Origin of the sequence: Streptomyces sp. NPDC058701 (genome assembly GCF_042715295.1) — a bacterium.
Classification (GTDB): domain Bacteria; phylum Actinomycetota; class Actinomycetes; order Streptomycetales; family Streptomycetaceae; genus Streptomyces.
Genome location: NZ_JBHXSY010000003.1, coordinates 100,148 through 113,508, shown reverse-complemented (window position 1 = coordinate 113,508; position 13,361 = coordinate 100,148). Strand labels below are relative to the sequence as shown.

The window sequence follows — 13,361 nt, the reverse complement described above, 5'->3', positions numbered from 1 at the left end:
GCTGTGCGCACTGATCGGGCGCCTGACCGCCGTACCGGGCGGTCAGGGCGCGACAGCCGGTATCGGGCCCGGCTGGAGCCGCCGGGGCTTCCCCTCCGCGGACGGGGCCTCTGCGCCGGCCCCGATCGCGGCGGGGGGCCTCGGCCGGCGGCCGCACACCCGCGGCGGCCGGGAGGCGACGGCCTCCCGCGACGCGGAACGGCCGTCGACGGGCGCTTCACCCCCCGCGGGCGCTTCACCCAATGCGGGTGCTCCGCCCACCGCGACCCCCACCCGCAGTGCAGTGCGGGCCGGGACGCGAGCCCGGACCATAACCGGCGGCGCGAGCGGCCGGAACCCGGCCCGGCCCGGCGTCGGCTGAACCGGACTTCTTTCCCTTCTCCCCTCTGACCTCCGTACGTCCGTGCCTCCGTGCGCCCGTACGTCTACGCATCCGTGTCCTTTCTGCCGAGCAAGCAACTCCCAAGGAGAACAGCCACCATGAACGCTCTTCATTTCCGCCGTACCGCCGTTGCCGTGGCCGCCGCGGCCGTCCTTCCCTTCACCCTGGCGGCCTGCTCGGAGTCGGGCAAGGACTCCGCCGCCGGCTCCACGGCGAGCGCGGACAGCTCCGCCTCGCAGTCCGCCACCCCGGACGCGTCGCCGGCGATGGACAAGCCCTTCGGCCCGGCCTGTGCGGGCGTCCCCGCCGACGGTGCGGGTTCGTTCGACGGGATGGCCAAGGACCCGGTGGCGACGGCGGCTTCGAACAACCCGGCGCTTTCCACGCTGGTCACCGCGGTGAAGCAGGCCGGTCTGGTCGACACGCTGAACAACGCGAAGGACATCACGGTGTTCGCGCCGACGAACGAGGCCTTCGCGAAGATCCCGAAGGCGGACCTGGACAAGGTCCTCGCCGACAAGGCCATGCTGACGAAGATCCTCACCTACCACGTGGTGGGCGAGAAGCTGACGCCGCAGCAGCTTGAGAACGGTTCCTTCGACACGCTGGAGAAGACCAAGCTGACGACCGCGGGCTCGGGCGAGGCGTACAAGGTCAACGGCACGTCGAGCGTGGTCTGCGGCAACGTCAAGACGGCCAACGCCAACGTCTACATCGTCGACACCGTCCTGATGCCGAAGTAGCGGAGCCGCGCGCGCGGCGCGCGCGGGGAACCGAGTGGGCGAGCACGGTGCGGTCCCGGATTGATTCCGGGGCCGCATCCTGCTGTCCCCGGGGTCCGTCGGGCCGGGACCGTACCGTGCCGTCCCGGCGTTCCGGGCCCGTGTCAGGCCGGGTCGGAGCCCTTCAGGCCGCCGGGCAGGCGTCCGGCGGCCGCGTGCAGGGAGCGCAGGGCCAGCAGGAGGACGCCGACGTCGTCCAGGTACACCGGGTCCGGGATCAGGTCCACGGGGGAGACCGTGTACACGACCGCGACCCAGAACAAGGCCTTGTCGCGCAGCGGGATGCCGGCGTCGAGCAGCAACCGCCGCGCCGCGAAGACGCGTACGAGCAGTACGGCCGCGGCGATCGCCAGAGCGACGGCGACGACCACGGCCAGGGTGATCCAGACCTTTCCGTCCATGGCGCGCCTATACCCCGTTCCCGGCCCGCTCTACCGGGGTGCCGCCGGGGCGGCTCATCCGGTCCGGCCGCGCAGGCGGCGGCCGACCTCGCCGAGGCCCTCGGCGAGCACGTCGAGCTGTTCGGGGGTGAGGACGTCGACGAGCACCTCCCGGACCGTGGCCACGTGTCCGGGCGCGGCCTCCTCCAACCGGGCGCTGCCGGCGTCGGTGAGGACGGCGAAGACGCCGCGCACGTCGGAGGGGCAGCTGCGGCGGCGGACCAGCCCGGCCTTCTCCATCTGGGTGACCTGGTAGGTCAGCCCGCTCTTCGAATTGATCAGGCCATTGGCGAGTTCGGTCATCCGCAGCTCGCGCCCCGGGGCGGCGGCGAGCCGTACGAGGATCTCGTACTGGGGATGGGAGAGCCCGGAATCGTCCTTGAGCTGCTGGTCGAGGCGGCGGTTCACCAGGGCCGAAGCGGCCAGGAAGCCGTCCCAGGCCCGCATCTCGCGGTCGTTCAGCCATCTCGTCTCAGCCATGCGGCCAGCCTACACGGGTTGTTCCAATTTGAATCAATGGCTAGGGTCGGGGCTCGGCGGTTCGAATTTGAACAAACCTGAGCAGTGCCGTCCCCGCCATCCGGACCGCCCGACCGGAAGGATTCCCCCCATGACCAGCCCCTCCGTCACCCCGACGAAGCCGCAGGCCGCCGCACCGGCCGTACCCCCGCACACGGTCGCGCCCTCCACCCCCGCCCACGACACCGGACTGCTGATCCTGCGCCTGGTCCTCGGCCTCACCATGGCCGCCCACGGCGCCCAGAAGCTCTTCGGCTGGTTCGGCGGCGGTGGCATCAGCGGCACCGGACAGTTCTTCACCGCCAGCGGCTACCCCGCCGGCGACGCCATGGCCGTCCTCGCCGGCCTGACCGAGACCCTCGGCGGCCTCGGCCTGGCCGCCGGTCTGCTCACCCCGCTCGCCGGAGCCGCCCTCTTCGGCACGATGATCAACGCCATCGCCGTCCACGGAGCCGGCTCGTTCTTCGCCCCGGAGGGCATCGAGTACGAGCTCCTGCTGACGGCCGGCGCCGCGGCCCTCGCCCTCACCGGTCCCGGCCGGTACGCCGTCGACCGCTTCCTGCCCGTCCTGCGCGCCCACCGGCTGGCGCACGGCGCCCTCGCCGTCGCCCTCGGCGCGGTCCTCGCCGCCGTGCTCCTGCTCGTGCGCGACTAGACCGTCTCCTTCGGATCGTGCCGGGTCCGCCCTGCCCGCCACGATCCGAAAGTGCCGCTGCCACGCGCACGAGGGTGTCCGGGGCCTGCGCTGATTGGCGCCCGGCATTCGCGGGAAGAGCGCACAAATGACACAACCCATCGAAGACTACGCACTCATCGGCGACCTGATGACCAGTGGGCTCGTCGGCCGCGACGGGTCCATCGACTGGCTGTGCCTGCCGCGCTTCGACTCGGCGGCCTGCTTCGCCAAGCTCCTCGGAGAAGAGGACAACGGCCACTGGCGCATCGCCCCGGCGGGCGCCGCGCCCGACGAGCGGTGCACCCGCCGCTCCTACGCGGACGGCACGCTGGTCCTGGAGTCGTACTGGGAGACCGGGGACGGCACGTTCAAGGTCATCGACTTCATGCCGCAGCGCGACACCGCACCCGACGTCGTCCGGATCGTCGAGGGCCTCACCGGCGAGGTCACCGTACGCAGCATGCTGCGCCTTCGCTTCGACTACGGCCACGTCGTGCCCTGGGTCCGGCGCGTCGACGGCGAACGCGTCGCCGTCGCCGGACCCGACTCCGCGTGGTTCCGCAGCGAACCCCACGTGCACACCTGGGGCGAGGAGAACAGCACGCGCTCCGAGTTCACCGTCGCCGCCGGGGAACGCGTCGCCTTCGTCCTCACCTGGCACCCCTCGCACGAACCCCGCCCCAGCCCGATCGACCCGTACGCCGCGCTGGAGAACAGCCTCGCCGACTGGCGCGAGTGGACCTCCCAGTGCACCTACGAGGGGCCCCATCGGGAAGCCGTCATCCGCTCCCTGATCACCCTCAAGGCCCTCACCTACGCCCCCACCGGAGGCATCGCCGCCGCGGCCACCACCTCCCTCCCCGAAGAGCTCGGAGGCGTCCGCAACTGGGACTACCGGTACTGCTGGCTGCGCGACTCCACCCTCACCCTCGGATCCCTGCTCGCCACCGGCTTCCTCGACGAGGCGCGCGCCTGGCGGGCCTGGCTGCTGCGCGCCGTCGCCGGCGATCCCGCCGACCTCCAGATCATGTACGGGATCGCGGGCGAGCGCCGGATCCCCGAGACGGACCTGCCGTGGCTGCGGGGCTACGCCTCCTCCGCCCCCGTCCGTGTCGGCAACGCGGCCGTCGACCAGCTCCAGCTCGACGTGTACGGCGAGGTCATCGACTCGCTGTACCTGGCCCGCGCCACCGGCCTCGACGCGGAGCCGCACGCCTGGAAACTCCAGCTCGCCCTGCTCGACTTCCTGGAGCGCAACTGGCGCCGGCCCGACGAGGGACTGTGGGAAGTACGCGGCCCGCGCCGCCACTTCGTCCACTCCAAGGTGATGGCCTGGGTCGCCGCCGACCGGGCCGTGCGCACCCTGGAGCGCGACCCCTCGCTGCCCGGCGACATCGAGCGCTGGCGGACCATAAGGGACGAGGTGCACCGCGACGTCTGCGAGAACGGCTACGACCCGGAGCGCAACACCTTCACCCAGTACTACGGCTCCAGCGAGCTCGACGCCGCGACCCTGCTCATCCCGCGCGTCGGCTTCCTGCCGCCCGACGACCCGCGGGTCGTCGGCACGGTCGCCGCGGTCCAGGCGGAACTCGGGCGGAGCGGCCTCGTCCGCCGCTACAGCACCGAGGGGCCCTCCGTCGACGGACTGCCCGGCGACGAAGGTGCCTTCCTGGCCTGCTCGTTCTGGCTGGCGGACGCCCTGCACCTGATCGGCCGCGACAAGGAGGCACGCGACCTCTTCGAGCGGCTGCTGTCCGTGTGCAACGACGTGGGACTGCTCGCCGAGGAGTACGACCCTGTCGCAGGACGCCAACTCGGTAACTTCCCACAGGCGTTCAGCCACGTCGGCCTGGTGAACACCGCGCTCACCCTCGCCCGGGGGGAGGCGGCCGTGGCGACGCCGTAGCGCGCCTCCGAAGCCGCCTCCGCCCCGCCCTGCGGAAGCCGCACCGCCTCGGTCAGTCGCAGATCCACGGGGCGAGGCGCCACGAGTACGGGGGCCGTGGCCGCACCCTGTCTCCGTCGTGCGGGCGGGGACAACCGGGGTCCGGTTGCTGGACGGTTCCGTTCCGGAATCCGGTACGGTCCTGGCTCAGCGGCGCCGGTTGAACGGGAGGCGGCCGAGGACCAGCGCCATCCCGCAGGTGTCGGTGAGCGCGGAGAAGACGAGCCCGGCGCCGATGCCGGCGGAGAGCAGCTGGAACGCCGGGTGCACCAGCAGGCCGAGGGCCAGGCCGAGCAGGACGAGCGAGCCCGCGGTGACCCGTACCTGACGCTCCATGGCCCAGACCGACCGGCGGCCCTCGGCGGGGTAGTCCAGGCCGTGTCCGGCCGCCGACCAGGAGCGGGTGCCGCCGGTCAGGCTGGTGGACGGGATGCCGTGCGAGGCGAGGGTACGGGCGGCGTTCTCCGAGCGGGCGCCGGTGGCGCAGACCAGCAGCAGGCCCTTCTCCTCGGCAGCGCGCCGCAGCTCGGGCAGGGACGGGGTGATCCGGTCGAGCGGGACGTTCACCGCGCCGGGGAGGTGGCCGGAGGCGTACTCGCCCGGCGTGCGGACGTCGACCACGGTGAACTCCTCCGGGCGGGAGAGGACCTGGCCGACGGTGAGGGTGCTGGGAAGGGTCATGGTGGACGGACTCCTTGCGGGGCGTTGAAGGACGTGGGGGGACGCGGAAAGCGGGACGGAAGCGGACCCGGGCGACGGGCCGCGGGGGCCCGGGCGCGGTGGCGGGGCCGGGGTCCGGCTTCGGGGAGAGCGGGGGCCGCGGGACGCGCGACCGGGGGAGGGGCTCCGGGAGGGGATCGGATCGCCCGGGGGCCGGGAGCCCGGCGGGAATCCGTCCGGAGCCTGCCCGGGGACGGCCCGTCACGCGGGGGTGCGGTGCGGAATCCGGAGCGGGGCAGGCGTCAGCTGCGACAACAGGAGCGCGACAGGAGGCGCTGGGTGACGGTGACGGCCATGCCGCGGATCATAGGCCCCGGCGGCACGATCAGGCCAGCGGCCGCACCGTGACGGGCCGTCCCCGGCGCCCGGGCAGCGGCTCCGGCGGCCCCGCCGCGCGCCACCGGTCTGCAGGGTCCGGACGCCACCGCCCCCCCGGGGCGGGCGGGGCGGCGGGGGTCAGCGCTGGACGAGGGGGAGGGGCGCGAACCGCGGTTCGGCGGCCGGGGAGGGGCCCTGCGCGGTACCGGCGGCCGGGGAAGGGCCCTGCGCCGTGCCGGACGCCGGGATGCGTTCGAGCACGCCGCCCGCGAAGACGTCGTAGAGCGGCAGCGTCTCCAGGTGGACGTAGCCGATGTGGCACTCGCAGACCGCCAGCGGGCAGGCCCGAGGGCGCAGCGCCGCCCGGTAGGAGCCGTCGTACAGGTTGCCCAGCTCCGTCTTCACGAAGTGGCAGCGGCGGACCGTGCCGTCGCCGTCCACCGAGATCACCGACTGGCCGGTCCGGCAGGGCAGGCCCGCCGAGCGGTGGGGGTGGCGGCTGTACGGGAACAGCGGGTCCAGGGCCGTCCAGCGGGCCGCCTCCGGATCCGTGTAGGTGTGCCCCTCCGCGGCGTTCACCCACAGGTAGACCTCCGCCGGGAGCGCCGCCCGCAGCCGCCGGGCCTCCTCCAGGTGCTCGGGGAGGCCGACGACGCCCACGCTGAAGCGGACGCCGGCGTCCGACAGCTCCCGGCACCGCCCGAGGAAGCGCGCGTACGGGGTCTGCCCCGGGTGGTAGGTGCACCAGAGCGCGAGGGTGTCCGGATCGGCGGCGCCGGTCCACCCGGTGCGGCCGCTCAGGTTCGTCTGGATGGCGACCCGCCGGACGTGCGGCAGGTGCGACAGCTCCACCAGGGTGCGCCGGTACCAGGACCGGACCAGGCCCTCGCCCCACGGGGTGAACAGCACCGAGAGCCGGTCGCCGGTGTTCCCGGCCGCCCAGGCGGCGAACCGCTCCAGCGCGGCCCGGTCGGCGGCCAGCGTCGCGCGGCTGTCCCGGCGCTTGGCGAACGGGCAGTACGGGCAGTCGTAGTCGCAGGAGGCCAGCGGCCCCCGGTAGAGCACGGTGAGCTCCCGCGGCCGTTCCGTGATCCCCCCGGCAGCCCCCTCCGGCTCCCGCGGGCCCGTCACTTGCGCGCGTACGCGGCCATGGCGGCCCGTACCTCCGCCGAGAACAGCGCCGGGCCGACCGCGTCCGAGTGCGCGAGGCCCTCGGGGGTCAGCCGGAGCAGGCCCGGGTCGTCCGTCAGCCAGCCGCGCGCCGCGAACGCCGCCAGCTCGGCCGGGAAGTCCTCCCGGGGGTCGCCGCCGAACCGCTCCCGGTACTCCGCCACCGGCAGGCCCGCCGCCTGGAGCAGCGACTGCATCAGGTGCCGCCGGCGCGCCTCGTCGTCGTCGATCCACCGGCCGTACTCCGCCCGCGCGAAGTCCGTACGCGGCCGCGCCACGTAGTCGTCGACGATCGTGCGGATCTCCCGCATGTCCACGGCGTAGTCGAAGGAGTAGTGCAGTTCGGAGGTGTAGGACCGGGCTCCGCAGCCCAGCCCCACCATGCCGTCGGTCTGGCACGCGTAGTCGTCGGCGGCCGCCGCCGGCGCGCCCGGGAGCCGGAACATCCGCATCGACACCTGCTCGTACCCGGCGGCCAGCAGGTGGTCCCGGCCGGCCCGGTACAGGCGCAGCCGCCGGTCGTCCCACGTCTCGGCGGCCCCGTCGGGCCTGCGGCCCAGCGCCGTCAGGGGGCGTACGTACAGCGGGTACAGGTACAGCTCCTCCGGACGCCAGGCGAGCGCGGCGTCCAGGGAGTACCGCCAACTGTCCTCGGTCTGGCCGTCGATGCCGTAGATCAGGTCGATGTTCAGCACCGGGATGCCCGCGTCCCGAACCCGCGACAGCGCCGCCTCCACATCCGCGCGCTTCTGCGGGCGGACCGCCGTCCGCGCCTCCTGCGGTACGAAGCTCTGCACGCCCAGGCTCAGCCGGGTCGCGCCCCGGTCGGCCAGGACCGCGAGGCGGTCCGCCGTGGTGGTGGCCGGCGAGGCCTCCACCGACAGCGGGACCGCCCGCAGGTCGGCGCCCGCCCCCTTCTCCGCGATGTCGCAGAGTCGTTCCAGCTCGGAGGCGGTCAGGAACGTCGGCGTGCCACCGCCGAAGGCGGCCGCCGCGAACCGGACCGGCCCGCCGTCCGTGCCGTCGAGGGCCTCGCGGACCGCTCCCGCCTGACGCTCCAGCGCGTCGAGGTAGGCGGTGGTCAGCCCCTCCGGGGCGCCGATCCGGGTGAACAGGTTGCAGAATCCGCAGCGGACCTCGCAGAACGGGACGTGCAGGTAGAGCGAGAGCGCGTGCTTCGGCTGGTCCGCCCACAGGCCGTGCAGCCCCGGCCGTTCGGGCAGCCGCCGGTACGCCGTCTTGTGCGGGTAGGCGTACACGTAACTCTCGTACGGCGTCGACGTGTTGATATCGGTCGTCATCGTGCGGCCGCCTCCTTCGGTGCGGGGGCGCACCGCGGTCGCGGCGGCTCCAGGGAGAACTGGGCGTACGGGACGGTCCACACCGCCTCGTGCGCGAGGCGGTGGCCCGTGTACCCGTCGTCCCCGTACGTCGTCCCGTGGTCGGAGCAGACGATGGCGAAGCACCGGCGGCGCGAGCGCATCGCGTCGAACAGCCGGCCGATGTGGCGGTCCACGTACTCCAGCGCGGCCGCGTGCGACTCCCCCGAGTCCCCGGCCGCGGCCGTCGCGCCGTCCAGGTGGAACCAGTTGGGCTGGTGCATCGCCGACACGTTCAGGAAGAGGAACAGCCGCCGGTCCGCCGGGAGCGCGGCCACCACCCGCTCGGCGCACGCGACCTGCGCCTCGAAGGAGGACGGTGACGCCACCCCGAACTCCGGCTCCCAGTGGCTCTCCTGGAACATCCCGGGCAGGACGGATCCCAGCGCGCCGCTCCGGTTGAAGAACCCGACCCCGCCCACGCACACGGTGCGGTAGCCCGCCCCGGCCAGCCCCGACACCAGGTCCGGGGTGTCGAACACCCAGGTGCGTCCGGCGGTGCTCTCGCTGCCCGCGAACCGGGCGGCGAACAGCCTCGGGTGCGGGCCCGGCCCGGCCGGAGTCGGCAGGAAGCCGGCGAACATCGCCTGGTGGGAGGCGTAGGTGAAACTGCCCGGAGCGTGCCGGCGCTCCCAGGTGCCGCCGGGCAGGTGCGCGGCGAGGCGCGGGATGCGCCCTTCGGCGGCCAGCCGGACGGCGACGTCGTACCGCAGGGTGTCGAGGGTGACGAGCAGCAGGTCGTCACGGCCGACGACCTCGTTCATGTCAGGGGCGGGCGGTGCGGGGTGCATGGTGGTCCTGTCGTGCCGGTGCGTGTACGGCGGCCAGTTGCGCCGCATAGGTGTCGAGACCCTCGGCGGGCGAGCCGGGAAGCCCGGCCAGCCCGGGCAGCAGGTCCCCGAAGGCGTTGACCTCGCCGACGGCGAACCCGCGCCAGCCGGTTGCGGGCAGCAGGTCCACCCCCGTGCAGAGGGTGGCGGGGAAGACGGCCGCGGCGCGCTCGCAGACGGCGAGCGCGTCGCGCTCCCAGCTGCCCCCCGCCGCGGTCACGGCGGCGACGGCGGCGTCGAGGTCGCCGCGCGCGCCGCCGAGGTGCAGGTTGGTCATCGGCCCGCGGGCGGTGCGGACCACGGCGTGCGTCGCGCGGCCCGCGACGGTCACCACGCGCAGATCGGCGCAGCGGCCCCGCTGGGAGGCCTTCGGCAGCCAGCGCTCGATGTGCAGGCCGTCGGGGGCGAGCGCGTCGAGGACCGCGCCGATCACGCGCTCGTCCTCGTACCGGCGCACCCGCAGCGAGTTGTGCAGGGCGCCGGAGGGGGAGCGCTCCACCGAGGTCGTCGCCCGGAACCGGCCGCCCGCGCCCGCCTCGAGGGCCACCACGCCGGAGGCCGAGGACCCGTGCGCGAGCTTCGCGAACACCCGCCGGAAACCGGGCCGTCCGAGCACCTCCCGCACGTCCGCCCAGCCGCGCACCGGCGTCGCGCCGGGGCCGGAGGTCGTGGAGGCCGGCACGGGGACCCCCGCCCGGTCCAGGGCGTGGTGGCACCGGCGCTTGTCGAACAGCGCGGCGACGTCCGCCGGGGTGGTGAGCAGCCGGCCGCCGGCCTCCGCGACCCCGGCCGCCACGGCCTCCACGGCCGCGGTGAACCGTGCGTACCAGCGGGCGGTGCCCTCCACCCGGGTCGGGTCGGACACCCCGCGCAGCAGCCGTTCGACCTCGGGGTCCTCGCCCGGCGAGTCGATCCGTACGGTCTCACCCGGCCGGAACCGGGCGCAGCCGTCCAGGACGTCCCGCCAGGCCACCACGCGGGCCGGGGGCAGGCCGCGGCCGCGCACGGCGTCCTGGTAGAGCGCCACGCGGCGGCCCGCCGGGTTGCCGACGACCGCCGGCACGGCGGCCGGCAGGGCTGCCGGCGGGCCCGGGGTCACTCCGCCACCGCGACGTACCGGTAGATCTTCCCGTCGTAGTCGTCCTCGTCGCCCGCCTCCAGGGCGAGGACCACGCCGTGCGGCTCCAGCGCCGCGCGCAGCCGGTCCTGGAGGTCGGCGCCGATGAAGTGGTGGTCCAGGTCCAGGCGGGACAGGTGGGCGAGGGACCCGCCCTCCAGCAGGGCGGTCGCGCCCTCGTCGGTGAGGATGCCCATGGACAGGTCCAGGGTCTCCAGCCGGCCCACCACGGGGGCGCCCGCCACCGCGACGGCCAACGCGTCCTGGATCTCGCTGTTGCGCAGCCCGAGGTGGCGCAGGGACGGGAGCCGCTCGCCCGACAGGATCGGCGCCAGGTCCTCCGCCTCGGTGTCCGCGCCGTACTCGGAGGTGCCGAGCCACAGGTCGAGGACCTCCAGGGAGGGCAGGTCGCTCGCGGCGGCGCCGCGCACCACCTCCCTGGGCAGCCCGCCGGTCTGCACCACCAGCTTCCGCAGCTCGGTGTGCTTGACGGGCGCCAGCGCCAGGCCCGTACCGCCGCGCACCCCGAATTCGCGCAGCTCGGGGAAGGCCTTCAGGAGCGGGGTGACGTCCGATTGCTGGATCCACGAGATCTCGGACTCCTCGCCCTCGATGTCACCGAGGAAGAGGTGCCGCAGGAGGGGGAAGTCGTCGGCGGCCGCGACGAGCGCGGACACGACGGCCGCGCTGGAGACCTCGTACGACTCCTCCCAGACGCCCACGATCAGCGAGGTGACCCGGCGGGTGTCGACGGCGGCCGTGAAACGGGCGTAGGCCTCGCTCCAGGTCTCCCCGGTGTCGTGCTCGTCGGCGCGCACCCGCCAGGCGACGGCGCCGGCCTCGGGCAGGGCCCGCTCGTCCCCCGGCGCGGGGAAGTCGAAGGCGGGCAGCCCGCCCAGCTCGGAGAGGTGTGCGACCTGGCTCATGCGCTGCTCCTGAGGGTGAACGGGCCGTCCGGGTGAGTGGCCGGTGCGACACCAGTTCTACCAAGGGCCACCGACATCCCCGCCCGCGGGGAAGGCCCTGCGCACCGCGTACGGACGGGCACCGCGGGTAAGCGCGGGCCATGACTGTCGCGAAGACGAGCATTCTCGTACTGGACTGCGCCGATCCCGAGGCGCTTGCCGCGTTCTACGCCGAGCTGCTGGGCGCCGAAGTGCGGGCGGGGGACGGCCCGGACATGGTGGAGGTCGTCGGCGGCGCCGGCGTCCACCTCGCCCTGTGCCGGGACCACGGCTACGCGCCGCCGAGCTGGCCGCGTCCGGAGGACTCCCAGCAGGCCCACCTGCGCATCCTCGTCGCCCCCGAGGACCTGGACGAGGCGGAGCGGGAGGCCGTCTCGCTCGGCGCCCGCCCGCTGGCCGTCGACGTGGGCGAAGGTCCGCGCGACGCCCGTCTGTTCGGTGACCCGGCGGGCCACTCCTTCATCCTGGCCGCCACCAGCCTGTCCCGCTGAATCCCGTTCGCACGGGGGAGGCGTGCCTCGTACCCGGGGTGCACGCGGGGTGCGGAACAATCGTCCTCGCGGGCGATGGGGGGCCGGAGGCCGGCCGACAGAATCGAGAGGCAGAAGATCGTCCGACTGCCCTGCGGGGCTGGATACTCGGGGAGACCGACATGCCTCTCGCACGCTTCGACCGGCGCCACCGGTTACGGACCACGGGGGCCGCGGCCGCCGTCGCGCTGGCCCTGTCGGCCGGTGCGATACCCGCGGCGAGCGCCGCCGCGCCGGCTGGCGGGATCGACCGGACCGCGCTGGACCAGCGGCTCGACGCCGTCCACGACGCCGGGATGTACGGGGCGTACGCCTCCGTGCGCGACGGGCGGGCACGGTGGAACGGGGCCACGGGTACGGCAGACGTCGAGACCGGCCGGCCCACCCGCCCCGGCCTGCGCCACCGCGTCGGCAGCGTCACCAAGTCGTTCACCGCGGTCGCGGTGCTCCAGCAGGACGCCGAGGGCCGTCTCCGGCTCGACCGGCCGGTCGGCGACTACCTGCCCGCCCTCGTCCCCGGCGAGCGAGGCCGCAAGATCACCGTACGGATGCTGCTCAACCACACCAGCGGAATAGCCGACTACCTCCCCGGGGTCTTCCCCTCCCTGAACGAGGGATCCACGAAGGACCTGGACGCCTTCCGCCACCGGACGCTGCGTCCCGCCGAGTTGATCGCCCACGGCGTCGACCAGCCGCAGCTCTTCGAACCCGGCGCGGACTGGTCCTACTCGAACACCAACTACATCCTGTTGGGCGAACTGCTGCGCAAGGTCACCGGCCAGGACCCGGAGACGGTCATCACGAAGGACGTGATCCGCAGGGCCGGCCTCCAGCACACCTACTTCCCCGGCACCGATCCGCGCATCCGGGGCCCGCACGCGAAGATGTACGAGAGCTTCTACGGGCTGATCGACCCGCCGCGCGACTACAGCGAGTACAACATGACGATGGCCGGCACGGCCGGCGCGCTGATCTCCACCACCCACGACCTCAACACCTTCTACCGGGCCCTGCTCCAGGGCGGGTTGCTGCCTTCCGCACAGCTCCGCGAGATGCGCACGACGGTGCCGGTCAAGGACGGGGACGGCACCGTCGTCCTGCGCTACGGCCTCGGCATCTACTCCGCCGACACGCGTTGCGGGCCCGTCTGGGGCCACGACGGAGGGGTGTGGGGGGCCGGCACCTCGGCGCTGAGCAGCCCGGACGGCAAACGGCAGTACGCCGTCGGGTACAACCTGATGAAGTACCAGCGCTTCGACGCGGACGGTGTCCCGATCCCGCACCCGGTCGACGCCGCCTTCGGCGAACTCCTCGACGAGGCGCTCTGCGGAGGCCGCCCCGCGTCCGGGGGAACGGCCCGGGAGGCGGCCCCGGCCGCCTTCCCCGAACCGCTGGACGCGCTCGTGGTCACGGGCGTCCCGCAGCGGGCGGCCGGTCAGCGCGCGCGGTAGCGGCGCGCGTCCCCGGCGGCGGCCGGCACCGGTTCCGGGCCGCCGCCGAGGGCCGGGGCCAGGGTGACGGCGACGGCTCCCACCGGGGACGGAGCCCAGCGGGGCGCCGGCCGGTTCGGTCACGGCGGCGGCGG

13 protein-coding genes are annotated in these 13,361 nt (G+C 74.2%); 5 read left to right on the top strand and 8 right to left on the bottom strand.

What is annotated here, in order from left to right; translation table 11 throughout:
* The first annotated feature begins 480 nt into the window (after positions 1-480).
* Positions 481-1,125 (top strand): fasciclin domain-containing protein, encoded by a 645-nt coding sequence (locus tag ACFWW8_RS04040; RefSeq protein WP_386523278.1) that lies wholly within the window; start codon positions 481-483, stop codon positions 1,123-1,125.
* 143 nt (positions 1,126-1,268) lie between these two features.
* On the opposite strand, the gene ACFWW8_RS04035 is transcribed toward ACFWW8_RS04040, so the two are convergent.
* Positions 1,269-1,565, bottom strand: a complete 297-nt coding sequence (locus tag ACFWW8_RS04035) for a YkvA family protein (protein ID WP_386523275.1) — start codon at positions 1,563-1,565, stop codon at positions 1,269-1,271.
* Between the two features lie 54 nt (positions 1,566-1,619).
* Entirely contained in the window at positions 1,620-2,084 is a 465-nt protein-coding gene (locus tag ACFWW8_RS04030) for a MarR family winged helix-turn-helix transcriptional regulator (protein WP_267841948.1), read from the bottom strand.
* A 130-nt stretch (positions 2,085-2,214) separates the two neighbouring features.
* Between ACFWW8_RS04030 and ACFWW8_RS04025 the strand changes: the two genes are divergently transcribed.
* Both ACFWW8_RS04025 and ACFWW8_RS04020 read left to right on the top strand, forming a co-directional pair.
* The gene (locus tag ACFWW8_RS04025) at positions 2,215-2,778 is read left to right on the top strand and encodes a DoxX family protein (RefSeq protein WP_386523272.1); all 564 of its coding nucleotides are present in this window, start codon (positions 2,215-2,217) and stop codon (positions 2,776-2,778) included.
* Between the two features lie 127 nt (positions 2,779-2,905).
* Positions 2,906-4,708, top strand: a complete 1,803-nt coding sequence (locus ACFWW8_RS04020) for a glycoside hydrolase family 15 protein (protein WP_386523269.1) — start codon at positions 2,906-2,908, stop codon at positions 4,706-4,708.
* 186 nt (positions 4,709-4,894) lie between these two features.
* Here ACFWW8_RS04020 and ACFWW8_RS04015 read toward each other — a convergent pair whose 3' ends face one another.
* From ACFWW8_RS04015 to ACFWW8_RS03990, 6 genes are all read right to left on the bottom strand, one after another.
* Positions 4,895-5,428, bottom strand: a complete 534-nt coding sequence (locus ACFWW8_RS04015; protein ID WP_386523266.1) for a rhodanese-like domain-containing protein — start codon at positions 5,426-5,428, stop codon at positions 4,895-4,897.
* A gap of 495 nt (positions 5,429-5,923) precedes the next feature.
* The gene (locus ACFWW8_RS04010) at positions 5,924-6,850 is read right to left on the bottom strand and encodes an STM4011 family radical SAM protein (RefSeq protein ID WP_386523263.1); all 927 of its coding nucleotides are present in this window, start codon (positions 6,848-6,850) and stop codon (positions 5,924-5,926) included.
* 62 nt (positions 6,851-6,912) lie between these two features.
* Positions 6,913-8,256, bottom strand: a complete 1,344-nt coding sequence (locus ACFWW8_RS04005; protein ID WP_386523260.1) for an STM4012 family radical SAM protein — start codon at positions 8,254-8,256, stop codon at positions 6,913-6,915.
* Positions 8,253-9,098 (bottom strand): STM4013/SEN3800 family hydrolase, encoded by an 846-nt coding sequence (locus ACFWW8_RS04000; protein WP_386523699.1) that lies wholly within the window; start codon positions 9,096-9,098, stop codon positions 8,253-8,255. Before ACFWW8_RS04000 ends, ACFWW8_RS04005 begins: the two co-directional genes overlap by 4 nt.
* A gap of 1 nt (position 9,099) precedes the next feature.
* Positions 9,100-10,263 carry an STM4014 family protein gene (locus tag ACFWW8_RS03995; protein ID WP_386523257.1) on the bottom strand — a complete coding sequence of 388 codons (1,164 nt, stop codon included), beginning with the start codon at positions 10,261-10,263 and terminating at the stop codon, positions 9,100-9,102.
* Entirely contained in the window at positions 10,260-11,207 is a 948-nt protein-coding gene (locus ACFWW8_RS03990; protein WP_386523255.1) for an STM4015 family protein, read from the bottom strand. The genes ACFWW8_RS03995 and ACFWW8_RS03990 overlap by 4 nt, the downstream gene beginning before the upstream one ends.
* A gap of 140 nt (positions 11,208-11,347) precedes the next feature.
* Here ACFWW8_RS03990 and ACFWW8_RS03985 point away from each other — a divergent pair, with 140 nt between their 5' ends.
* The gene (locus ACFWW8_RS03985; RefSeq protein WP_386523252.1) at positions 11,348-11,737 is read left to right on the top strand and encodes a VOC family protein; all 390 of its coding nucleotides are present in this window, start codon (positions 11,348-11,350) and stop codon (positions 11,735-11,737) included.
* Positions 11,738-11,898: 161 nt separating this feature from the next.
* Positions 11,899-13,227 (top strand): serine hydrolase domain-containing protein, encoded by a 1,329-nt coding sequence (locus ACFWW8_RS03980; protein WP_386523249.1) that lies wholly within the window; start codon positions 11,899-11,901, stop codon positions 13,225-13,227.
* Positions 13,228-13,361 lie beyond the last annotated feature (134 nt).